We start from the raw sequence: 20,895 nt of genomic DNA, 5'->3' as shown, positions 1-20,895 counted from the left end.
ACGGGCTTCCGACCGCCGGAAGCGCGGCGCTCGCGGACGCGACCGGCCGCACGTGGATCCGGCAGTACGCTCGCGAACACGTGATCCACCTCCTCGTCATCGCCGTGCTCGGACTCTACCCGTTTATATACGCCGCGCTTGCGTCCTCCCCGATCGGCGCGGAAGCCCGAACGCTGCTCCCGAAGGTGGAGACGATGGTCGCCGTGTTCTACTTCGGCCTGTTCGCCATGTCGTTCGACTTCATCTTCGGGTACACTGGCTACCTCTCGTTCGGGCACGCCATCTTCTACGGCACGGGGGCGTACTTCGTCGTCCTCGTCGCGAACGGCAAACTCCCCCTCCTCCCCGCGGGCACGCCGTTCGTCGTCTCCATCCTGCTCGCCGGCGTGCTCGCGGCCGTCATTGCCGTGCTCGTCGGCAGCGTCTCGTTCCGGCTGTCCGGCGTCTACTTCGCGATGATCACGCTCGGTTTCTCCCAGGTGGCGTACGTATTCATCCGCGGCTGGGGGTACGTCAGCGAGAACCCCCGCGACGGTGCCGCCGTCTCCACCGCCACCCATCCGTCCGGCTTCGATATCGGCATTCCGGGCGTCGACGCGCTCAACCTCGCGATCGGACAACTCACGGGCGACAGCGTCGCCGTGGGGATGGTCGCGCTCAACGGCACCGAGGTCTCCTACTACATGGTTGGGCTGGTGGTGCTCGTCTGTTACTTCGCGATGCAGCGACTCATCCACTCGCCGTTCGGCAAAGTGATGCTCGCCATCCGCGAGAACGAGGAGCGCACCGAAGCCGTCGGCTACGAGCCCTTCCGGTTCAAACTCGCGGCGTTCGCCATCAGCGGGTTCTTCGCCGCGATCGCTGGCGGCCTCTTCGCGGGGTTCCGGCGGTCGGTCGCACCCGAGAACTCGATGTACTTCCTCGTCACCGGCGACGCCCTCCTCTCCTCCATCATCGGCGGGTTCGGAACGCTCGCCGGCCCGCTCTACGGCCGGCTGTTCGACGAGACCGTCCGCGAGTTCCTCTCGAAATCCGGCGCTGGTGGCGGCCTCCTCCCCTACCTCCGCGACCACCTTCCGGCGTCCGTGATGGAGTCCGTGGTCTACAACGGCCTCACGGTCGGCGAAGCGATCAACACCTTCCTCAACGGCCATGCCAGCCTCTACATCGGTCTCGTGTTCGTCCTCTTCGTGCTCTACGTGCCGGCCGGCCTCCTCGGCACGCTCCGCGCCCGATTCGACGGCCCGCTCGCGAAACGCGTCCCCGACTACCTCGACCGACTCCGCCCATGACTGTGACACTTACCGGCCTCGGTACGTACCTCCCCGACAACACCCTCACGGGCGCGGAGATCGCCGCCCGCTCCGGCATCCCCGAGGACGTCGTCGTCGAGAAGATGGGTATCGTCGAGAAACGCGTCTGTCCGCCCGATGGCGACCACGCGACCGATATGTGCGTCGCGGCCGCCCGGGACGCGCTCGACGCGGCCGACGTCGCGGCGACAGACCTCGACCTCGTCGTCTACCACGGCTCGGAGTACAAGGACTTCGTCGTCTGGTCGGCCGCCGCGGACGTCGCAGATCGACTCGGTGCCGCGAACGCGTACGCGAAGGAGTCGTACGCGCTCTGCGCGGGGTATCCGGTGACGCTCCACGAGGTCGCCGCGCAGCTCGAAACCGGCGACGTCGACACCGCGTTGCTCGTCGGCGCGAGCCGCGAGGAAGACCTCGTGGACTACACGGACGCGGACGCATCGTTCATGTTCAACTTCGGGTCGGGAGCGTGTGCGTCCGTCCTCGAACGCGACGCCGGCGACCGCGCGGTCGCGTCCTGTCTCGGGCACGCCGCACGCACCGACGGCTCGTTCTCCCGGGACGTCGTCATGCCCGCGGGCGGCTCCCGGCATCCACCGAGCGAGCGCACGGTGTCTGAGAACATGCACGCTCTCACCGTCCCCGACCCGGACGGCATGAAGGAACGCCTCGGCGAGGTGTCCCTCGAGAACTTCCTTCACGTTGCGGACGCGGCGCTCGACCGCGCCGGTCTCGACCGCGACGACGTGGACTTCGCCGCGATCACGCACATGAAGCGGTCGTTCCACGACTACCTCACGGACGAGCTCGGCGTCGGCGACGGCCACCACTACCTCGACCGCTACGGGCACGTCCAGAGCGTCGACCAGATCCTCGCCGTTCGAGCGGGACGCGAGCGCGGCCTCCTCGAGGCGGGAGACGTCGTCCTCGCGCTCGCCGCCGGCACCGGCTACACGTGGGCCGCGAGCGCGCTCCGCTGGCGATAGACCGCGCTCGATCACCGGAACCACGACTATTTGCTCGCCCGACCTGCGGAATCCGCGAAACGTCGCTGAGGGCCACCTTGAATTCGGTACAGGAGGACTGCGACCATCTGGACACCGTTGCACAGTCCCATGACCGAATGTGTACCTTGATCGAAGCGTTACTCACACTAACGCAAGAGTCAGACCCGGTCACAGATCGAGACGGGATCTCTGTCGCCGAGGTGAGTGAACAGGCCTGGGAGCACGTCGAGACGAAAGAAGCGACCTTGAGAGTGGATGTCACGCGGTCGATTCGGGCAGATCGGAGTCGTGTCACGCAGCTGCTCGAAAATCTATTCCGGAACGCTGTTGAGCACGGTGGTGAGGACGTGGTCGTTACGGTTGGCGACCTCCCGGACGGGTTTTTCATCGAAGATGACGGCGCAGGACTCCCCCCAGACGAGCAATCACGCATCTTTGAGCCTGGCTACTCGACGGCAACGGACGGAACCGGATTAGGACTGACAATCTCAAAACAAGTCGTAGAGTCACACAATTGGAACATACACGTAACGAACGGGTCTGGTGACGGTGCACGTATCGAGATCACCGGCATCAAGTCCGACGACTGATAGGTGGGTATAATCGAGCACTACGTCCGTTCAAACGTTGACTACCAGACGGTTCAATTCTGCTCGGAACGCATCGGCCCTCCAACTCGCGGCTGGCGCCCTCCCATCGTTTGAGAAGGGGGTTCTACCTGCGCAGCTCTATCGTGAATCCCCACGGATTGCCCTCACCGAAGTACCGATTCTGTTCGAATCGATACGTCCCCGACGGCAAGCACGACGTATTCGTGTGATACCCGAGGACGGTGTATTCCTCGGCGACTGTCTCTCCGGGCGAGAGCGTTCTCGGATGGGCCACACCGTACACGGCGAATCCTGCCGGAACGGTCCAACACCCCTCAATCGGGGCGTCCGGGATTAGCTGGCGTGGCTCTGTCGGCGATTCCGTCCGCGTACTCTGATTATCGACGATTTCTCCAGGTGCAATGTGCGAATGGTCATCAGGAATGATCGCGAGACGGGGAGCGTTCGGGCCCGGCGACAGGTAGTCTGAGAACGGTGGCGATGCTTGGAAGTCAACAGTTCTCTGAGTCGCAGCCGTATTCGTGTACGAGATTTTGATTTTCGCCGGTTGCGTTGAGGTGAACTGTCGAATCGCGTCTACGACCACAGTTGCATCCGATGGCTGCTCGTAGTCGGAGCGAACCGAAACGGTGGGGAACTCACCGGTGGATGACTCCGACGTCGGCGTCGTCTCGGCTGCATCACTGGGTGGGGCAGTACTGAGACACCCTGTGACGGGAACGATACTTGTGCCAAGTGCAGCGAGGGCCTGTCTGCGGCGCATATCCAGTTGCGACAAGGGACTACGGAAGGAAAGACCCTGAGAGAGCTAAAAGAGCGGTTTTACCACTGACAATACTATTGTACGCGTGGGTCTTTGGCTTTCGTAGAACCCGTGAAACGTCTCCTCTCATTTCAATCAACCTCACGTCCGGAACCCGGCGACGGGACAGCGATCGTCGACATCGACGACCAGGGTGCGGGAGATATTTTTGAGGCTCTCGCAGCGGATACGACACGACAGGTCTTGACCACGATCTACAATCAGTCGGGGACGGCGTCTGAAGTTGCTGACGAAGTGGATACCTCACTCCAGAATGCAAAATACCATCTAGATAAGTTACAAGAAGCGAACCTGATAGAGGTCGCCGATACGTGGTACTCAGAGCAAGGCAACGAGATGAAGGTCTATGCGCCTACAAACGAGTCCATCGTCGTCCTCGCTGGGGAAGAGAATACGAAGTCGTCTCTTCGAGAAACGCTTACGCGGCTGATTGGCGCGGTTGGCGTATTGGCGGTTGGCAGTAGTATTGTAGAGCGACTCGTACAGGCCCAGGCAAATCCGTATCAAGTTGACCAAGCACCGTCCTCTGCCTGGTGGATGCCGTTCAGTACGGACGGCTTCTGTATGTCGCCAGGCCTCCTGTTCTTCACGGGCGGCTTGATCGTGCTCGTGCTAGTCTGTGTGTGGTCGCTTCTAGATTCTAGAAACTAACCCTCGGGCTTCGTTCCATCAGAAGCGACTCATTTTCCGCATATCGAGAACTATCACTGGAGATGTGGCGACTGCGGCCACCCAGATCTCTCTCAAACGGCCCGCACCGCTCGCCGCGTTCCGCCCTCCGCATCGCTCGCGACCGATCAGTCCGGACTGCCTGCCTGCAGTAGCGGGCGGACTGCCGGGCTAAAACGCATGTGCCCTCAACGCCGGCGGGAAAGCGCGCGGTGCTGGTTGGGGCGTCGAGGAACTTTGCGGGTTGCCTTCCCGATGCCGGTCGAACCCCCGTGACGATCGCGGCCTTGTTAGTTAGATTTAACATACATATGTGGGTTAGATAGTCGGATTATAAACTATCTCGCCGGCTCACTGGAGGAATCCATCGATTATGGCTTTCGCGGTTCACTCGGCTGCGAGTGTACGAACGCCAGTGACCACTACCCTATCAATCGGGTGAGCGGCACGGTCGAGAGCCACGCATCGCCGGCGTACGTATCGACCGAGAGTGTCGACGGAAGATGCGCGTCGAGCAGGCCAGGGTCGACTGGCCAGTTCGCGAACAGGACGTGCCGCCAGCCCATGTGAAGCGAGGTCACCACCGTCTGGGTACCTCGATTCGGGGACTCGGATCGTCGGGTCTTGAATACATAGTTACGTCCCCTCCGGAATGGTGACAGGCTCGAATCGTTGGAGGCCAAAGTACGTGTTCAGGACGGCGCCGAACCCGACGACAGCGACGGTCAGTTGTACGATCCCGCCGAGGTACGGGATGACTCCGAGGAGCTCGAGGACGAGCAGCAACGTGACGATTCCCGCGACCGTTGCGACGCCATCGCGCTCGACTGGCAGGTACGTCCCGATGAGGTAGCCGAACACGACCTGACCGTAGAGGATGACCAGGAACTCGGCAAAGAGACCGATGATGGCCACCGGGAGCAGGATGAGCGTGAACGCCATGTAGACGAAGAGGACGAGGAGCGTCGTCGCACCGAGACTGCCGACGACACCGCTGATGAGGGCGTGGTCGGTGATAGCCGCGCCGACGTTCTCAAGGAGGCGGGGGTGTCGCTCGACGAGCCACCACCCGAACGCGCCGAGGACGAGAAACTGCAGGAGAAACCCCCCGACCCGCTGTGCGGGCGAACTCGACGGAGTGAGGGCTTCGAACTGTGACATATGCCCGACTGACGCGTCATCGCTGACCGCGGTGGAGCCCGAATACGTCTGGAGAGTCCCGGTCACGGTTGCACCGTCGAGTACCGAGAGATTCCCGTTGAGAACCGTGACGTCGCCGTCGACTGTTCCGTCGATGACCGTGGTTCCACCGATCACGTAGATGTCACCGTCGACAGTCACGTTTTCAGGGACTGTGGTGATCCCGCCGGCGACGACGTGGACGTCTGGGAGTGAGTCGACGGTATTGTCGCCCTGGAAGGTCACGGACATTTCTCCGACGTCACCGCCCCCGATGGAGATCACGAGGAGGACGACGATGAGGAGTGGGATGGCCTCCGTGGGACTCATGTACTCGCACCTCCGTTTTCGCGAGCGAGGACGACCATCCGTCTGGCGTACAGGCCGACTGCGAGCCCGAACAGGAGGAGCAGGGAGAGTGCCTGCACGACGTTCAGGTGCGAGAGGAGTGTGAGGTCGACTGCCTGGAAGTAGAGCGCGAGCGCGGTGCTGGAGAACGTGGCGAGCCAGCCGGCGACGCCGATACCGATCGCGGCGTGCGTGCCGATCGTCTCGGGCGTCGAGAGGTCGGGCCAGAGCGCGAAGTTCAGCGTCGTGTAGAAGCTCACGGCGATCGCGTACAGGGCGGGGTTCAGGATGGACGTGCCGTCGCTTGCGATTGTGGGGAACACTGCAGCGAACCGGAGGTCGGACGTGTACATCACGTGCGTCAGAGCGAACAGTGCGAACGTCCAGAGGAAGATGCGTGAGAGCGAGTAGTTCGCGTAGATAACGCCGGCCATCACCGCGCCGACGACGTGTGCGACGGCGATGAACAGGCGCGTCGAGAGCGCGGGCGACTGCCAGGAGCTCAGGAGAAGCGACGGCGTGTCGATGATGCGGAGGAACCCGAGGCTGTCGATGAAGAACACGCCGAACATCAGGACGACTGGGACGACGAAGGCCAGACTTCGCGTCCGAACCGGCTCCTCGTGACAGAACCGTCCGGTGCCATACGTCTCGTGTTGGGTCCCGAGGGTGTCGAGTATCGCGTCGAGTTGATCGACGCGGACGAACGACAGGACGGCCAGCACGAGGAGGCCCGGCGCCATCACGGCGACCATCAGATTGCTGAAGACGTCGACCGACCAGGAGAGCGGAATCGCGTTCGCCAGGAAGTACGCGATGGCCGTGATCGCCGCGGCGACGTAGCCCCGGTCCGGGACGGGAACGAGGTCGATCGCGAGCGAGAACGAGACCGGGAAGCCGACCCCGAGCCCGATCGACGCCATGATAATCCACGCGCCGAAGGCGGGCACGGTTCGGATCATCGGTGCGACGAGCGTGAGCGCGAACTGGACGCAGACAACGCCGAGCAGGAGCCGGAGCTTCGTGCGGAGGTCCGTGCTCCACCCGCGGCGGTCCATTGTCACACCGGTCGCGACGGCGACGACGAGCGTGCAGAGCGCGAGCGCCGCCATCCACATCGAAACTGCCGTCTCGGACAGTCCGACGAGGCATGTGCCGAGGTCGATGAGTCCGAGTTGGACGAACGTGATATTATAGTAGTAGCCGGCGACCATCAGCGCGACGAAGAGGCCGTAGCCGGCTACCGTCGTCCACCGCTGTTCTCGGATGTGTGTTTTCAGCTCCATTCCGACGTTCTTGATATGTCGTGGGAATGCTCCCCTCATAAATTGGTGCCACAGTGATCTACAGTCAGAGCAGCGCGACTTGGACGAGCGAGAGTGCTACCAAGGGGACGTGGAAGGCGGCATGGGATACCATCGCCGCTTCGAGGCTCCGCTGCCAGTACAGCCACCCGAAGAGGACGCCTGCAATCGCGTTCAGGAGAATCGTCCGGGCGACGAGTACCGGGGTTAGGGTGACGGACTGTGCAAGCGCCGGGAGATGGCCGATCCCGAATAGCACTGCAGAGATTACGATCGCGGTCCACATGACTCCCGATCCGAGGCCGCCCGACTGACGGCCGGTGAGTATCCAACCGATGAATGCGAGCGCTGACAGGCGGCCGTAGCGGAGCAGTAGCTCCTCCGTGATGCCCCCGTAGAGGAATCTGACGGGTGCATACGCGAGGACATTCATCACAGTCCTATCGGTCGCTCCGATTGCGGACTGAGGCACGTCCTGAGCGACGAACGGCGCCAGCGCGACATCAAGGAGCAGTATCAGTAGGCCCCCGATGACGCCGAGAACCATGGCAGGTCGAACCTCGGGCCGGAGGCGTCGCCAGACGTCGTCGCCTGTCCTCGCCCAGTCGAGAATGTACGATGGCAGCCCTACTCGCGGAGCAGTGTACGTCCTGACTAGACACGCAACGGCGAGCAGAAGAAGTGAGTTGACCGCGGCAGACACAGTGAATAGCGGAAGCGATAGACCAGGTGGGAGGGTGGTCGGCGGTGTCGTGAGATAGATGTACCCACTGAGAGCGAGGATTCCAGGCATACCGGCTAACAGCATCACGCCAAACCGCTTTGTGAAGGAGGAGGTATGCTCAGTTAGGGACATACGATGCCAAACCTCAGGACAACGATAACGGTGGTGTCACTGTCGTCGTTCCCGCTTCCAGGATTGTGGATCCTCACCGAGATAGACCGTCGTATCGCCCCATTCCGGCGTGGAGATGGCCATCGAGTTGCGGCCATGGGAGTACGCGAAATCCGGTGGGAAGAAGAAAAAGCCGACGGCTGCGAGGGGTACGAGAACGACGAGGAGGGCGGCCCCGATAATGAGAAGTTGCTTTGAGGAAACCATACAAAAAGCACACTCATATCAAATATAATACTATTGTGGGTCTGGATAGCATCCAGCAGCGTGGAGTCACCGCGTGGAGTAGTCCCTGGTCAGTCTGTTTGTGTACTATCTCTGGTTCGAGGATGGGTTGTAGAGGCAGTAGAGGGGATGGTTCGAATGAAACGGGCCACAAGGGAGAGGCCACTGAGACTCAGAAGAGCGAACAACACGATCTGGGGGAGCGGGACGGATTGGCCGTTCTGAACCATGAATACAATCATGGCGAGGACCGCGAGGCCGAGGGTGATCCCCTTCACGAGGAGGACGCCGGTGAAGACGTATCCCCACGCTCGTTGCTTCCAGAGGAATGCCGCCGAGAGGGCGAACGATGGAACGACAACGCCGAGATCGAGTGATTGGATGACGGGAACCGGAAGCGTCGTCTCGGCGATGCTCGGAGGTCTGGTTCCCGCGAGACTCGCCGGACCGACTTCGCCAAGCCACAGTAGCGCCAGGAGGCCGGCGACGAGAAGCTGAAACGCCACGTAGCCACGAACCGGGTGATCATTGAACGCCTCTTTCAGAACGGTTGGGTCGAGGCGAACGATGCCGCCGATGAGCGTGAACAGCGTCAGCCCGAACAGCGCAACGTAGACGAGATAGAGTTCGTTGAATGCGGTGAGGAACGCATACGAGGCGTACGTGTACAGGAGATAGCCGGTGATTCCAAGCCAGACGACATAGCCACGGAGTGATCCGCTGTGGGCATAATATAGCGCCACGGAAAGCGTGGGGACAGCGACGAGGAGGGTTAGTAGGTCCTGTCCGTACAGCTGTGGGAGTAGGACCTCAGCGTCCCGGTAGAACTCCGGGACAAACAGCCCAATACCGGTCGCGATAACCGAAAGCACAATAATGAGTATCGACGACACCACATACGGGCGTGGGAGTCGTTGGGGGGTGGGTGTGGCGGTCATGTCGCTGGATTTTCCGTACTGTCCGGAGTGACACCGAGACGGCCTTCGACGAATGCCGCGACATCCGCTGCAAATGCGTCGACTGCATCCCAGTCGGTGAATTCAACGTCACCGTTTGTCCTCTCCACATCGTTAAGCAGATCCTTTGCGATCTGTTTCATCATGAGACGCTTGAGGAATCCATACTCTGAAAACCGAAGCGCGCCACCGAACTGCCCGATTCGGTCTGGATGCCACCCGGTTTCCGTGATGAATGATTCGACGTATCCGGCAGCTTCTCCCTGCTTCTCCGCACTCGCTGAGGACAGCGAGACCTGGAAGAAGGCGGACGGCATCCCTGCCAGAGTGTCTCGATTCTCGGTGACGAAGTCGCGAACCGCATCCTGCTGTTTGCCGACGTGGATCGACGCGCCCACGAGTACGGCATCATACTCGTCCAAAAGGAACGGTTCTGGTCGGTCCTGTACGTCGACCGCGTTTGTTTCATGACCTCGCTCGCTAATCGTGGTCGCGATCCGCTCTGCGATCTTCGCTGTTTGGCCTTCACCCGTCCCGTAGAGGATCAGAACTGAACTCATATCTTTCACACCTCTGTCGCCACGTTCGCTCTGCCAGTAGATAAATTCAGTCGGGGCCGGATCCCGACGAGCGCGATCACTACGCCTGCGACGGGTACTCGTCGACGCGCTTGCAGCGTCGCCGGCGCACCGCGCCGGCTTCCAGTGAGATCTCCGATCCCGCCCGACTCACTCGGTTCTGCGTGGAACTCGGGCATCTGGAAGACCCGTTGCAACTGTGCGAGCACTGTACCCGAGGGGATCGCAACGTACTGACACGTGCTCTCGAGGAGCATCTCGTGGCCGACTGAGGCTCACAATGTACACATCATGGGCACCGATAAGAAGCGCGTGCAGTTTCGGGCCCCCGATCGGCTCATCGACCGGGCCGACGCCCTGGCCGCAGTCCTCGGCGAAGACCGAACAGATATCCTCGTGACCGCGCTTCGGGAGTACCTCCAAGACGCCGCTCACGACGACGCACTCACCCAGGAGATCGCTGCCGCCTACTACGACGAGGAATCGACGCGACCTACTACGAACAGTCTGCTGCGAGCCGTCACTACTGCAATCGAGCGAGTCACCGCGTTCAGAAGCTGAAAGTCGCGAAGCTAGCCGATACAGACTCTCAAGCCGCCCGTGATGTTCACTGCTCAACGAACCGTGAAGGAAGCGACGCTGACCTCGCTGAGCAGATCACCCGCCGAAATGCGGGCGATCTGCGGTCTCTCGCCGCAGACAAGGGCTATGACAAGCAAGCGTTGCGCGAATTCCTTCGCAACCTCGGGATTCGCCCGCTGATCAAACACCGCATCTTCGCACCGTACGACCACGCACACAACGCCCGAATCGACGACGAACGCTACAATCAGAGCTCAATGACCGAGACCGTGAACTCGGCTGTGAAGCGCTCCTCGGCTTCGCCGTGCGAGCGCGTTCGTGGTTCGCGAGTTTCGAGAACTCCCGCTGATGTGTGTCGTCTACAACATCAAACGCTCCGTGAAACAGTGAGTCTGTACGCCTTACAGCGAGTCAACACAGCCGGAGAGAGCAAACCGGGAACGTAATTGGTTTTGGTTATCGGAGAGAGACGGGGTATCGAATCTCGTTACTGCGTGGATTCATGACTATCGAGGCCGCACCACCTCATAGTGGCTCATTCGAGCGATTACGAACAGACACCCGCTATCGATTTTTCGGTCAGTGAGTTTACTGGCGCGTTAGGGGATTCAGTTACTGTGTTCCCGATCGTTGTCGCTATCGGTGCGCTGACCGATCTCTCACTCACCCATCTTCTCCTCGGGTTCGCGGTATTCCAGGTCGTGTGGGGACTCCACTACGGCCTGCCGATGTCCGTTGAACCGATGAAGGCTCTCGCTGCGCTGGTGATCGCCGGATCGCTTACTGCCGGCGAACTTGCAGTTGCCGGTCTTCTCGCTGGCGGAATTCTGCTCGTCGTCGGATCGACCGGAACGCTCGGCCGGCTCACCCAGTACATCGGCCAGCCCGTGATTCGCGGTGTCCAGGTCGCGGTCGCGCTCATCCTCCTCGAGACAGGCGTTCAACTCGGTCTCAACAGTATTCCGCTCGCCCTCGTCGCCGTCGCCATCGCCGGTGTCGTCATTCTCGCCGGGTATCCTCGTGCGAGCGCACTCGTTGTCCTCTGCGTCGGTGTTGGTATCACCGTCGCGCAGACAGGGCTCCCTGCACCAGTCTATCCGACCATTGCAATCGGCCTTCCAGATGTCCAAGCAGTTTCGATCACAGCCGTAGAAGGGACGCTCGCACAGCTCGCAATGACGGTTGGGAACGCGGCCGTCGCGACCTCATTGCTCCTCTCCGATTTCTACGATGCAGACGTTTCAGCTGACGAACTCGCATCCAGTATGGGCGTGATGAATCTCGTTGCGATTCCGCTCGGGGCGATGCCGATGTGTCATGGAAGCGGCGGCGTCGCTGGAAAGTACGCCTTCGGCGCACGCACCGCAGGGTCGAATCTCATTCTGGGGGCGATCTATGCGATCGCCGCCGTGGTCGCCGTCGGGATCGTTGCCGCGTTCCCCCTGTCGATGCTCGGCGTGATCCTCGCCCTGATCGCCGTCGAACTCGGGCGAACAGGACTCAAATCGGATCAGCTGGCAGTTACGATTGGAGTCGGTGTCATCGGTCTCGTGACCAACGTCGGGGTCGCCTTCGTCGTAGGAGCGGTCGGATACCTGGGTCTCCAACGGTTCCGGTAGCGACAGTTCTCGACCGGCAACGGTTGCCGTTCGCTCGAACTCTGCGATGTTTTTTTTGAACGCCCCTGAGGGGCGCGGCGCGGTCTGCACAGACGCAGTCGCCGTAACCTTGATTCAGTGAACACAATGGCTACGACCAGTGATTCGTCGGTCTCCTTCGAGGCGACCGACACGCGATCCGACGAGATGCACAGCACTATCGAACAGTGGATCGACGACCTCGTCGCCGGCGTCGACGACGATACCGAGCGGGCGAAACGCGAAGTCGAGGTCCAAGCTGTCGCGCCGGATAGTGGCCGAACGGGCGACGTTCGCGACTGGCTGGTCGTCGACGAGAACGCACAGTCGGAGGACGATCTTGAGCCCCGCACGAAGCATGCTGTGGCCGAAGCGAGGGACGTCTCGCTCCTCTCGAAAGGGGGCCGCTACGAGGTACAGTCTGCGTCCGGGAACCGGTACGAAGTCGCTCGTCGTCGACTTCGCCGTGCGTCTCGAGGTAGCGCAGCAAGGCGTCGATTTCGTCTTCGAGGCCATACGTCGACGCCTCCTCTCGGAGTTCCCCAAACGTCGACTCGCCGAGCTAAGTGTATCACTTGCTCAACTAACCGGAGTGACCGCGATTTCGGGAGAGCGTCCATCTGGTTAGACTACCGGCCGAACCTATAACCCCCCAGTCATTTAATCGGGGATATTACGTATTGATCTAAGTAGTTGGGACAAAACATACCTTAGACCCAAGGTCGATCAGTCTCGGCCCGGTCTCGAATACTCAACGGGACTGATAGCGTCAAACGCAGCCTCAAAGTTCTCCATCGAGAGCCGATCCTGGTCGTTGAGATAGACATCCCAGGCGGCTTCATTAACGAGCTGTTCGATATTGCTCGTACTGTATCCGTCTGTTTTGTTCGCGAGGATGTCGATCCGGAGACCAGGATTCCGTGGACGATCGACTGGCGTTGTGAGGAAGTGTTTGAGGAGTTTGATTCGATCGTCGCGTTCGGGGAGCCCGACTTCGAACGAGGTTTCGAAGCGGTCACCGCGCTCGAACGCTTCATCAACGCGGTCACGGCGATTGGTAGTGCCGATCACGAGGACGCCGCGGGGGGATTTCTCAAATTCATCAAGGAATGTGTTGATCATGTCGTCTTTGCCGGTGGAGTTGTTGTCGGCGCCGCGGCTGGTAGCGAGAGCGTCGACTTCATCCATGCAGATAATACAGGGAGCGTGTTCCCGTGCGGTAGCGAAGAGTTCCTGGATGTTTTCTTCTGAGCCGCCGACGTACCGATCCTTGATGTCGGGAATCTTGACTTCGATGTAAGAGAGATCTCCCTCGCCGCCGAGGGCGCGGGCGACGTAGCTCTTTCCGGTTCCCGGCGGGCCGTAAAGCAACACGCCGGACGTTGTCTCAAGGCCAAGTTCTTCGATGCGGTCGGCGTCTCGGTAGGGACCAAGGACACGTGCCTGAAGATCCTCTTTGAGGTCGTCGCGGCCGATGTAATCGGAGAAATCTATCTCGGGTGTTTCCGGCGCGAACGTCCCGGACGTGTCACTGTCCGCGGAGTCGTCCGTGGTGTTTGAGTTGGTTTGGGGGCTCGGGTCATTCTCGGAGCTCTCGTCCGAGTTGGATGGCTCGGAGTCGTCCTCCGTGTCGGTATCGGTGTTGAGCGCGGTTTCACGAACGTCGTAGAGGTCGTCTAGGCGGTCGCGGACGTATTCGAGTCGGGAGTCCGTGTGCGGGGTGGCGACCTCCGTGTCTTTGATCGTGATGAGGTTTTGTTTCAGGGATTCGTAGAACTGGATCGTTGCCTCGAGATCCGAGCTCTGTTCGACATCCTCAATTTGGTCGATCTGGGTTTCGATTGTGGTCGCGGTGTCTGCGAGCGACCCGTCATCGTCCGCGGGGTTCGTGTTGGTGTTCTGGGTGTCAGTGGACATGATTTGCTACGGAAAGAAAGTGGTGAGCGTGCTGTACTCGAGGAGGGAGTGGTAGGGAAGTGGGGGTCGTTAGAGGTCTTGGAGGTCTTCCATGGTCAGCGGGTCGGACGTATCTTCGATGTCAGTGGTGTCGTCGGTGTCACTGACGGTGTCGAGATCCCAGTCGTCGTCGCGTTTGCTGGAGAGGCGGTCTTTCTCGAGTTCTGCGAGGTCTTTGTTCACGTCGCCGAGATCGGGTTCGGCGGTGGTGCCGAGCATGTCGAGCTGGCGGCGGAGCCGGTCGGCGTTTTGCTGCTCTATCTGGCCTTCCTCTTCGAGTTCCTCGATTTTACGGCGGGCTGCATCGATGTCGATCTGGGTGAGGTCGACTTCGTATTCGCGCTGGCGCTGTTTCCGGCGCTGAACGCGCTCCCATTTCTTCAGGGCGCGCCGAAGCACCTGGTATTTCTTGGCGAGGGCGTCGTACTCAGTGCGTTTTTCTTGGGCGTCCTCCAGTTCGGCCTGGGCGTCCATTTTGTAGTCCGTTGCGTCGATGCCGTCGGTCTGTTCGGCGGCCTGCAAGTACTCTTGGTAGCGCTCGAGGTGCTTGCGGATGTCCCGGCTGAGCGACCGGAGGTCGTCCCGCATTGCGGTGACCGCGTTGGTGAGCTCGGTTGTGGAGACGCCGAGGCCGAGGACGTCAGCGTTGGGTTCTACCATTTCGTCGAGTTTTGCTTCGGGGTTCCCGGAGCGTTTGAGACGCCGGATCAGCGTGCCGACCCAGGCGCGACGCTGTGGCATTAGTCGTCACCTCCGGCATCCTGGATTTTGTGCCGGTTCTGCATCATGTCGTCCAGTGCGGCCTGTTCGGCTTCAACCGGCGGAGTGCTCGGAGCGGGTGCGGGTTCCCACGTGAGGAGGGCCGCGCTGATCCCGGTTGCGGCGCCGATAATCGCGGCGATGGTGGTGACTTCGAATTGCGTCCAGGTCTGGAAGGTGATGGCGTTGCCGGTGAACCAGTTGCCGGTGATGATAGCAGCTGCGAAGACGCTGGTGGTGATGATGGCGCGCGTGGGCGAGCGTTCCAGGCCGCTGTAGGCGATCCAGACGAGTGCGGCGCCGGCGAGGAGGTTGATGAGCGCGGCAGCGATCGTGAGGGTGAGGGTGTCGGGCATTGTGTTGGGAGCGTGGTTTACTCGGGGGTGTTCGGGGTCGGGCTGGGTGTGCTGTTCGTGAGGGGGGTGGCACGGTCGTGGGGAGTGAGTGGGTCGCACATCGCGTTTTGACCTATCGGGGGGAGTGAAAAGCATCCGCCGTGGAGTTGCCATCAGGTGGAATCGATACCCGGGTGTGGCAAGCCCCCCAATATTGATGGGGGTTGGTGGGAGTAACTCAAGGGATGAGTTGGGGCACGACGCGGACGTGGAAGTACCTCGGGAAGAATACGGTGACGCGGGATAATGTCGGTCGGATCGTGATCCCGCAACGAGTGTTCGAGCTGGGGATTCTTGACCAGCCGCCGGCCGATCTGGAGACGTCGGATGAGAAGGTGACGGGGCACTGGAGTTTTGATGGTGAGAAGGGGTGGTTGATTCTCTCTGATTCCGAGTTGACGAATGACCCACCAGTCGTTCAAGACGGTGTGGCGCAAGATGACCGGTTCAAAACGCAACGGGAGATCGTCTCACGGGGGCCAGAAGACGGCTATCGGATGACAATCCCCTCCATGTTCTTTGCGGAGTCTGCTGGTGGAAACGCCGCAGTCTCCGATCACGTTCCCGAGCGCGCACGTGTTGAACCGGGAGAAGTCAAGCATTTCGTCACTGCAGAAGAGTTCCTTGAGGACACACCGACAGCGACGAAGTCGTGTTACTTGATTCGTCGAAGCCAACTCGAACACATCATGAGTTCAAACGGCGAAGAGTTCGACGACGCGTACCCAGTGCCGCGGTTGGACAGCTAACGACTCAGGTCATCATCCCCACTGGTATCGTCTTCTTGGAGGCGGGTGAGGCGTTCGTCGGGTGCTGGATGTGCTTTTCCCATGTGGTAGTCGCCGTAGAGGAGTTCGAACCACGAACCAACGGAGGGTGGGGAAGTTGTGTCTGGGAGAAGTGGAGTGAGTGCGGCCGCTGCACGGCGAGTATTTCGTTCGCGCTCCGCACGGGCGTCATCAGAAAGGCGGTCATTCAGCCGGAGCTGGCGGATTTTCTGAAAGGCGGTGGTGAATGTGTCGGGGCTTGTTTTGGTAGCTGCGTAGCGGTCGGCACGCAGTTCTCGGCCGGAGTAGTTCAGAGCTGTGAAGAGGACGTTCCGGCCGACGAGGCAGAGACTGGCGAGGAGGGGGGCGTAGAAGCTGAGCCAGCCGTCCGTATACTTGGACGCGTGTGCGTCTTCGTGGGCAATGAGCGCGGCCAGTTGGTCGGCAGGGAGTTCTTCGACTGCGATTTCTGGGATGAAGATATAGCCGGTGCGGCCCGTGGATGTTGCGAAGAACGCGTTCACATTGCCGGGATACAGCCGGAGTTGTGCGTCCGCGACATCAGCGGGAAGATCGATTGCGTCGGGTGTGGTGGGGCGGCTGACGGTGAAGAGCGTTGTGATCCCCCAGATCCCGGAGGTGACTTGGTAGAGAAGGCCGGCGAGGAGGTAGAGGGCGCCGGATGCGACGAGAAGCGTGGTGGGGAGGTTGACGCCCGGTCGTTGTGAGACGTAGCGTGCCGCGAGCAATGGTAAGCCGATTCCCAGTGCCGCGACGGTGATGCTTAAGAGGTAGACGCCTGCGCGGAAGACAGGGGATGTTGGGGGGTCTGTGAGTGTGTCCCGGAAGCGGGACATGGCGAGGTGCCGCTCACGCCGACACGTGTACGCTGCAACGCACGTGACTGCGAGGGAGAGCACGCCGGCAAGACGGTATGCAGCAGGGTCAGAATTGAAGAATCCAGCGAGGAGGAACATGGCGGGCATCGCCGATACGATACCGATTGTTGCGTGGATTTCAATTGTTGCGGGGAGTTGGAGGCTCGGAATCCCACTGACGAACCAGGATGTCAGTGTCTCGTAGTAGGTGGCTGCGATGAGGCTCGCTACGACAAGCAGGATTGCGAGCGCGTTTACGACGTAGTGGGTGTTGAGGTAGACGGCGGCGAGCCCGAGGGTTAACAGTCCGTAGAGGATGGTGAGGAGTGGGGCGGGGAGAAAGCGCGATTCGGCGATGGTGAGATGGGTGTCTGTCTCGTCAAGTCCGCGGGGGAAGATGAGTGCGGGGAGTGGAGCGAAGAGTGCGAGTGCGAGGAGAGGGAGTAACAGACTGGGCGCGAAGAGCACGGCGAACGAGCTGAGACCGGGGATGCTACCCGTGTAGAGAAGGAGTGTGTAAGCGCCGAGCATCCCGAATAGCCAGAAGAAATAGCGGTAGTCGCGGGCGATATAGACGGTTTCGCTGACGGTGAATTGGCGGACGTCGCCAGCCGACCAGCCGATTGGTTCGGCGCGCCATTCGTAGCGTGCGCGAAGTCCGAATCGGGAGAGTACGCCTTCACCGAGTATGCGGTTGTCTTCGTCGATGGTTGGGGAGGGTTCGATGTTGAGGTCGAGTGAGTCTGCTGCGTCAGCGACGCGGGTGAGAAGGTCGTTGGTGTCGGTAACTGTGTAGGTGGCGTCGACGGATCGGTAGGGAGTGACGAGATCGTCGCGTTCAGCGTCGGTGTCGAAGAAGAGGTCGAGGTGATTGTGCGTGAATTCCAGACGGTGGAGCGCGTTTGTTCTGGCGAGGAAGAGGAGGAGGGCGAGGGCAGCAAGACTGGAGAGAATGTAGAGTGTGCCGAGGAGTGTCCCGTACTCGAATATGATGCTTGGGCCCTCGAGTGTGGCGAGGATGATGAAGGGGGTTGTGAGTGGGGCGTAGATGGCTGCGAGAAGGATGCTGATGCCGGTGGCGGTGGAGGCGGTGGTTCGCGGTGTGTCTGCGTCTTCGTGTTTTAGGTTGGTGATGGGGGAGGGCGCGTTGCTAACCCGGTAGAAAAAGAGGAAGACGACGGTGATGAGTGCGAAACAGACCGCGCCACCCGCATAATACGCGATGATGGGAAGGCCCGTCGGGGAAGTGCCCTGAATCCTCCCAGGGGAGAGGGCTGAGGAAGGAGTGTATATTCCGACTGTTGTCAGGGTCAGAAAGAGCAGGCCGAGTATGAGTGGGAGGAGGAAGAGGCTGCAGAATCCAAGGAGCGTCCAAGTGTTGAACTGCCAGCGTTCACGAACCAGGGTTCCGTCGGAAGCTGGTTCAAGCGTCCAGTCGTAGAAGAATGTGAGCGGACCAACGGTGTACGTCCCGGTCGTAGAATCGTCGTCAGTCGTGATGTCAGTGAGCGTGATTTCGCGAGTGAGTCTGTCACGGGCATCGTCTTGACTAACGGGGAGTTCTTTGGTCGTTTCTCCCCCGTAATACCGTGACGGCATGATTGAGGCCTTTCAGGCTATCCTACAAAGATGTAGGGGACACGAACTCATTTCTCCCCACGACGGTTTTTGTTGTGGCGAGGCGTATAGTTGGCCGTTAGTTGACGTTCTGTACGGCTAAGAGTCCATAAAGAACACCGCGCCCATCAGAAAGTGGCCCTTTGGGGTGTGAAAAAGCGAGGGGTTAGTAGTCGTCCAGGAGGGAGTCGTCGTCGTAGCCCGCGTCCTCGATCATGGGGTCGTCGAGCATCGCGGGATCCTGGACGAGTTGTTCGTTGTAGTCGGGGAGTCCCCGACCGATCGTTTCGATGTCTTCCCAATTCCAGTTTTGCTGGGTCATGACTGCAACTGTTGATTGCACAGGGTAATGAGTGAATCCAGTGTAGAGTTGCCAGTCACTGGCAACACCCGGAGGTTCGGGAGAAAACGGTGTGTGACTGATTCCCGCCGGGTCTTTGCGGATACCAGTGGTTAGGTGTCGCGTGGTTTGGGTGGGATGGATGTGCAGACAGGGTGGACGTACTGTTTGAGGGGGCTGCAGATGTTGGTGTGGAGGGCGTCGATCGCATGGCTGGTGGTTGTGATTGCGGAGAGGATCCGGGTGAGTTCGTCGGTGGTTGTTTGTGGGGAGAGGGGGGCGGTGAGTACGTAGATGGGATCGGCGTGGGGTGTGAGGTGGGGTGTTTGGTGGGAGGCGCCGATAAGTTTGTGCGTGAGGGCGAGAGACCCGGCGAAGTAGGCGTCCTTGGATTCGAGTGTCGGGTCAAGGGCGGCGTTCAGCGCGAGTGTCGCGAAGGTGTCGGTGGTGGGGGTGTATTCTACTTCAAGGGTTGCAGAGGTGGTAGGATGCATGAGGCGGATCGCGGGGTCACCGGTTGTGATGGCAGTCGTGATTCGGTCGTCTAAATTCTGGGGATGCGGATAGTACCAGAAACTGCTGTCGATGATGGTGCTAAGGAGTTGGTGGTAGACTGTGTGGCCGCCGTCGCTGCGGTGTGTAGAGGGCATAGTCGTGTTTTACGTGGTGTGTTCGCGGGTCTTGGGGTAGGTTTCCAGTGAGTGGCAATAAGCAGGATGAGGGGGAATCCTCAGTAACGGGGTCGAACTGGGGTATCTGGAAGGCGCGTTGCAGCTCTGCACTCGCTGTAGTCCGGACGGGCTCGCGACGTACTGGACGCGCGACCTTAAAGAGCATCTTGTCAAGCAGTAGTTGGCTTCTCACCCGATGGCCGCAGGCACCATCACGTTGAAATACGTCAATACATCTAATACACTCGCCGAGAAAGAAATACATATGCCCATCGACATCGAGACCTTCGAATCCTCCCCCGAGGGCCGCCTCCAGCACTCCGGAGAGACGAACGCAGACCGCGTGATGCGATTCCTCGCTGCGCATCCCGACCAGGCGTTCACGCAGAGCGAGATTCGCGACGCAACTGACGTCAAAGCGGGGAGCATCAGCGTCGTCCTTTCACGCCCCGAAGACCGAGGGCTCGTCCGACACAAGGGACAACTACTGGGCACTCGGTGAGGCCGAAGCCGTCGCGAACGTCGTCGGGCGCTACTGTGGGTTGGACACCAGCGGGTCGGCGTTCTACCTCGCTGTGTGGGAGTCGGACGATCCCGAGGTCGTTCGCGAGCGCCTCGGACGGATCAGTTCCACAGCAGAAGAGCTCATCGACGTGCTCGAGATCGAATCCTCGTCCTCACTCAGTTAACCAACAGAGTGATCGATCCCGTCCACTCTATTGGTTAAGTTTTTTGCGCCCGCCGAGGGGCGGAGGCGCATTCAGATCTCCGTCGAATAATGACTGAACCGGCTTGTTGAAATCCTCAACTAGTGATAGGTTTCAGAAGTCGTGCTGAATACAGAGCGTAAGTCTTGCACGACAATTATGAAAATCTCTTGAGAGTGGTTCTATTTCGCCGGTCACTGCACAGCCAGTAGTGAGCAACGCGAGACCGAGATTCGCTGGTCACTTCCGAGTCAGTACAGGAAACCTCTGTTTCATATTTGATGAGCGAAAATTAGATCTCTTCGGAGGAACGTTCGCCTCCGGGTGGGAGTGTGATTGTCTGGTTACTGGCGAACAGTGCGAACAGCGCGAACAGCGCATAGAGCGCAGGTTCATTGGCCCATACGCCGATAACTCCGAGGATACCGAGTACTCCAAGTCGGTTTACTGGTACCTCCATATGAGGCCGTTACCAAGCCTGGCTGAAAAAATCTACTGCGGAATCCCATCATCCGAAAAGAGGGATGTGTCGGCGACTGAGCAATACACGCTCTGTATTCAGCACGACTTCTGAAACCTATCACTAGTTGAGGATTTCAACAAGGCCAGATTTGTCGAAGGCAAGATCCGGATCAAAGATGGGACTGGTAGCTATATTGAGGAAGACGGAACTCCTGT

Annotated in this window: 20 protein-coding genes and 7 pseudogenes; 13 read left to right on the top strand and 14 right to left on the bottom strand. The window is 60.1% G+C overall.

What is annotated here, in order from left to right; translation table 11 throughout:
* Positions 1–125: 125 nt before the first annotated feature.
* The 4 genes from FQU85_RS00115 (at position 126) to FQU85_RS00100 (ending at position 4,405) form a co-directional block, all read left to right on the top strand.
* Positions 126–1,292 carry a branched-chain amino acid ABC transporter permease gene (locus tag FQU85_RS00115; protein ID WP_145843651.1) on the top strand — a complete coding sequence of 389 codons (1,167 nt, stop codon included), beginning with the start codon at positions 126–128 and terminating at the stop codon, positions 1,290–1,292.
* Complete coding sequence (locus FQU85_RS00110) at positions 1,289–2,299, top strand: 3-oxoacyl-ACP synthase (protein WP_145842652.1); 1,011 nt, start codon at positions 1,289–1,291, stop codon at positions 2,297–2,299. The genes FQU85_RS00115 and FQU85_RS00110 overlap by 4 nt, the downstream gene beginning before the upstream one ends.
* Before the next feature lie 221 nt (positions 2,300–2,520).
* Positions 2,521–2,910, top strand: coding sequence for a HAMP domain-containing sensor histidine kinase (locus tag FQU85_RS00105; RefSeq protein WP_168219897.1), 390 nt, complete (start codon positions 2,521–2,523; stop codon positions 2,908–2,910).
* Positions 2,911–3,805: 895 nt separating this feature from the next.
* Positions 3,806–4,405 (top strand): helix-turn-helix domain-containing protein, encoded by a 600-nt coding sequence (locus FQU85_RS00100; protein ID WP_168219896.1) that lies wholly within the window; start codon positions 3,806–3,808, stop codon positions 4,403–4,405.
* Between the two features lie 440 nt (positions 4,406–4,845).
* Here the strand turns inward: FQU85_RS00100 and FQU85_RS00095 are convergent, their stop codons facing one another.
* From FQU85_RS00095 to FQU85_RS00070, 6 genes are all read right to left on the bottom strand, one after another.
* Positions 4,846–5,004, bottom strand: a complete 159-nt coding sequence (locus tag FQU85_RS00095) for a DUF2071 domain-containing protein (protein WP_370516748.1) — start codon at positions 5,002–5,004, stop codon at positions 4,846–4,848.
* A gap of 55 nt (positions 5,005–5,059) precedes the next feature.
* Positions 5,060–5,932: a polymer-forming cytoskeletal protein gene (locus tag FQU85_RS13735; RefSeq protein WP_145842623.1), complete on the bottom strand. Its 873-nt coding sequence runs from the start codon at positions 5,930–5,932 to the stop codon at positions 5,060–5,062.
* Positions 5,929–7,236: an MFS transporter gene (locus FQU85_RS00085; RefSeq protein ID WP_145842616.1), complete on the bottom strand. Its 1,308-nt coding sequence runs from the start codon at positions 7,234–7,236 to the stop codon at positions 5,929–5,931. The genes FQU85_RS13735 and FQU85_RS00085 overlap by 4 nt, the downstream gene beginning before the upstream one ends.
* Positions 7,237–7,300: 64 nt before the next feature.
* Entirely contained in the window at positions 7,301–8,110 is an 810-nt protein-coding gene (locus tag FQU85_RS00080) for a CPBP family intramembrane glutamic endopeptidase (RefSeq protein ID WP_145842607.1), read from the bottom strand.
* A gap of 335 nt (positions 8,111–8,445) precedes the next feature.
* Positions 8,446–9,312 carry a hypothetical protein gene (locus FQU85_RS00075; protein ID WP_145842596.1) on the bottom strand — a complete coding sequence of 289 codons (867 nt, stop codon included), beginning with the start codon at positions 9,310–9,312 and terminating at the stop codon, positions 8,446–8,448.
* On the bottom strand, positions 9,309–9,890 hold the full coding sequence (locus FQU85_RS00070; RefSeq protein ID WP_145842587.1) for a flavodoxin domain-containing protein: 582 nt from the start codon (positions 9,888–9,890) through the stop codon (positions 9,309–9,311). Before FQU85_RS00070 ends, FQU85_RS00075 begins: the two co-directional genes overlap by 4 nt.
* A gap of 44 nt (positions 9,891–9,934) precedes the next feature.
* Here FQU85_RS00070 and FQU85_RS13545 point away from each other — a divergent pair.
* The 6 genes and pseudogenes from FQU85_RS13545 to FQU85_RS13535 all read left to right on the top strand — a co-directional run.
* Positions 9,935–10,180, top strand: a pseudogene (locus FQU85_RS13545) (hypothetical protein); the annotation flags it as partial.
* A gap of 19 nt (positions 10,181–10,199) precedes the next feature.
* Positions 10,200–10,469: a hypothetical protein gene (locus FQU85_RS00065; protein ID WP_240792392.1), complete on the top strand. Its 270-nt coding sequence runs from the start codon at positions 10,200–10,202 to the stop codon at positions 10,467–10,469.
* A pseudogene (locus FQU85_RS00060) lies at positions 10,391–10,880 on the top strand (transposase); the annotation flags it as partial. The gene FQU85_RS00065 and the pseudogene FQU85_RS00060, both read left to right, overlap by 79 nt.
* A 140-nt stretch (positions 10,881–11,020) precedes the next feature.
* Entirely contained in the window at positions 11,021–12,109 is a 1,089-nt protein-coding gene (locus FQU85_RS00055) for a putative sulfate/molybdate transporter (RefSeq protein WP_145842578.1), read from the top strand.
* A gap of 126 nt (positions 12,110–12,235) precedes the next feature.
* A pseudogene (locus FQU85_RS13540) lies at positions 12,236–12,349 on the top strand (DUF955 domain-containing protein); the annotation flags it as partial.
* Positions 12,350–12,382: 33 nt separating this feature from the next.
* Positions 12,383–12,574: pseudogene (locus tag FQU85_RS13535) on the top strand (hypothetical protein); the annotation flags it as partial.
* Here the strand turns inward: FQU85_RS13535 and FQU85_RS00040 are convergent.
* From FQU85_RS00040 to FQU85_RS00025, 4 genes and pseudogenes are all read right to left on the bottom strand, one after another.
* Positions 12,570–12,665 (bottom strand): annotated as a pseudogene (locus FQU85_RS00040) (transcriptional regulator TrmB); the annotation flags it as partial. The pseudogenes FQU85_RS13535 and FQU85_RS00040 sit on opposite strands and share 5 nt — an antisense overlap.
* Positions 12,666–12,853: 188 nt before the next feature.
* Positions 12,854–14,044 (bottom strand): 26S protease regulatory subunit, encoded by a 1,191-nt coding sequence (locus FQU85_RS00035; protein ID WP_145842567.1) that lies wholly within the window; start codon positions 14,042–14,044, stop codon positions 12,854–12,856.
* 69 nt (positions 14,045–14,113) lie between these two features.
* Positions 14,114–14,824 (bottom strand): hypothetical protein, encoded by a 711-nt coding sequence (locus FQU85_RS00030; protein ID WP_145842556.1) that lies wholly within the window; start codon positions 14,822–14,824, stop codon positions 14,114–14,116.
* A complete protein-coding gene (locus FQU85_RS00025; RefSeq protein ID WP_145842545.1) occupies positions 14,824–15,198 on the bottom strand; it encodes a hypothetical protein in 375 nt (124 codons plus the stop codon). Before FQU85_RS00025 ends, FQU85_RS00030 begins: the two co-directional genes overlap by 1 nt.
* 224 nt (positions 15,199–15,422) lie before the next feature.
* Between FQU85_RS00025 and FQU85_RS00020 the strand changes: the two genes are divergently transcribed.
* Positions 15,423–15,986: a hypothetical protein gene (locus FQU85_RS00020; protein ID WP_145842534.1), complete on the top strand. Its 564-nt coding sequence runs from the start codon at positions 15,423–15,425 to the stop codon at positions 15,984–15,986.
* Here the strand turns inward: FQU85_RS00020 and FQU85_RS00015 are convergent.
* From FQU85_RS00015 to FQU85_RS00010, 3 genes are all read right to left on the bottom strand, one after another.
* Positions 15,983–18,481, bottom strand: coding sequence for a M48 family metalloprotease (locus tag FQU85_RS00015; protein ID WP_145842524.1), 2,499 nt, complete (start codon positions 18,479–18,481; stop codon positions 15,983–15,985). The genes FQU85_RS00020 and FQU85_RS00015 overlap by 4 nt on opposite strands.
* A 184-nt stretch (positions 18,482–18,665) precedes the next feature.
* Positions 18,666–18,821 carry a hypothetical protein gene (locus FQU85_RS13175; RefSeq protein WP_168219895.1) on the bottom strand — a complete coding sequence of 52 codons (156 nt, stop codon included), beginning with the start codon at positions 18,819–18,821 and terminating at the stop codon, positions 18,666–18,668.
* 131 nt (positions 18,822–18,952) lie between these two features.
* Entirely contained in the window at positions 18,953–19,489 is a 537-nt protein-coding gene (locus FQU85_RS00010; RefSeq protein WP_145842514.1) for a hypothetical protein, read from the bottom strand.
* 286 nt (positions 19,490–19,775) lie between these two features.
* Between FQU85_RS00010 and FQU85_RS13455 the strand changes: the two are divergent.
* Together FQU85_RS13455 and FQU85_RS13530 are read left to right on the top strand one after the other, a co-directional pair.
* Positions 19,776–20,028 (top strand): annotated as a pseudogene (locus FQU85_RS13455) (MarR family transcriptional regulator); the annotation flags it as partial.
* A pseudogene (locus FQU85_RS13530) lies at positions 20,011–20,199 on the top strand (DUF955 domain-containing protein); the annotation flags it as partial. The pseudogenes FQU85_RS13455 and FQU85_RS13530, both read left to right, overlap by 18 nt.
* Positions 20,200–20,509: 310 nt before the next feature.
* On the opposite strand, the gene FQU85_RS13170 reads toward FQU85_RS13530, so the two are convergent.
* Positions 20,510–20,677 carry a hypothetical protein gene (locus tag FQU85_RS13170; RefSeq protein WP_168219894.1) on the bottom strand — a complete coding sequence of 56 codons (168 nt, stop codon included), beginning with the start codon at positions 20,675–20,677 and terminating at the stop codon, positions 20,510–20,512.
* Positions 20,678–20,895 lie beyond the last annotated feature (218 nt).

The sequence above is a fragment of the Salarchaeum sp. JOR-1 genome (genome assembly GCF_007833275.1).
GTDB lineage: Archaea > Halobacteriota > Halobacteria > Halobacteriales > Halobacteriaceae > Salarchaeum.
The sequence above is the reverse complement of the archived record's forward strand: the minus strand, read 5'-3'. Positions and strand labels throughout refer to the sequence as shown.

What these genes read in the sequence shown, in the direction of transcription:
- FQU85_RS00110 (WP_145842652.1), top strand. Translation starts at nt 1,289, where the DNA reads ATGACTGTGACACTTACCGGCCTCGGTACGTACCTCCCCGACAACACC.
- FQU85_RS13735 (WP_145842623.1), bottom strand. Translation starts at nt 5,932, where the DNA reads ATGAGTCCCACGGAGGCCATCCCACTCCTCATCGTCGTCCTCCTCGTG.
- FQU85_RS00085 (WP_145842616.1), bottom strand. Translation starts at nt 7,236, where the DNA reads ATGGAGCTGAAAACACACATCCGAGAACAGCGGTGGACGACGGTAGCC.
- FQU85_RS00080 (WP_145842607.1), bottom strand. Translation starts at nt 8,110, where the DNA reads ATGTCCCTAACTGAGCATACCTCCTCCTTCACAAAGCGGTTTGGCGTG.
- FQU85_RS00075 (WP_145842596.1), bottom strand. Translation starts at nt 9,312, where the DNA reads ATGACCGCCACACCCACCCCCCAACGACTCCCACGCCCGTATGTGGTG.
- FQU85_RS00070 (WP_145842587.1), bottom strand. Translation starts at nt 9,890, where the DNA reads ATGAGTTCAGTTCTGATCCTCTACGGGACGGGTGAAGGCCAAACAGCG.
- FQU85_RS00065 (WP_240792392.1), top strand. Translation starts at nt 10,200, where the DNA reads ATGGGCACCGATAAGAAGCGCGTGCAGTTTCGGGCCCCCGATCGGCTC.
- FQU85_RS00035 (WP_145842567.1), bottom strand. Translation starts at nt 14,044, where the DNA reads ATGTCCACTGACACCCAGAACACCAACACGAACCCCGCGGACGATGAC.
- FQU85_RS00030 (WP_145842556.1), bottom strand. Translation starts at nt 14,824, where the DNA reads ATGCCACAGCGTCGCGCCTGGGTCGGCACGCTGATCCGGCGTCTCAAA.
- FQU85_RS00025 (WP_145842545.1), bottom strand. Translation starts at nt 15,198, where the DNA reads ATGCCCGACACCCTCACCCTCACGATCGCTGCCGCGCTCATCAACCTC.
- FQU85_RS00020 (WP_145842534.1), top strand. Translation starts at nt 15,423, where the DNA reads ATGAGTTGGGGCACGACGCGGACGTGGAAGTACCTCGGGAAGAATACG.
- FQU85_RS00015 (WP_145842524.1), bottom strand. Translation starts at nt 18,481, where the DNA reads ATGCCGTCACGGTATTACGGGGGAGAAACGACCAAAGAACTCCCCGTT.
- FQU85_RS13175 (WP_168219895.1), bottom strand. Translation starts at nt 18,821, where the DNA reads ATGACCCAGCAAAACTGGAATTGGGAAGACATCGAAACGATCGGTCGG.
- FQU85_RS00010 (WP_145842514.1), bottom strand. Translation starts at nt 19,489, where the DNA reads ATGCCCTCTACACACCGCAGCGACGGCGGCCACACAGTCTACCACCAA.
- FQU85_RS13170 (WP_168219894.1), bottom strand. Translation starts at nt 20,677, where the DNA reads ATGGAGGTACCAGTAAACCGACTTGGAGTACTCGGTATCCTCGGAGTT.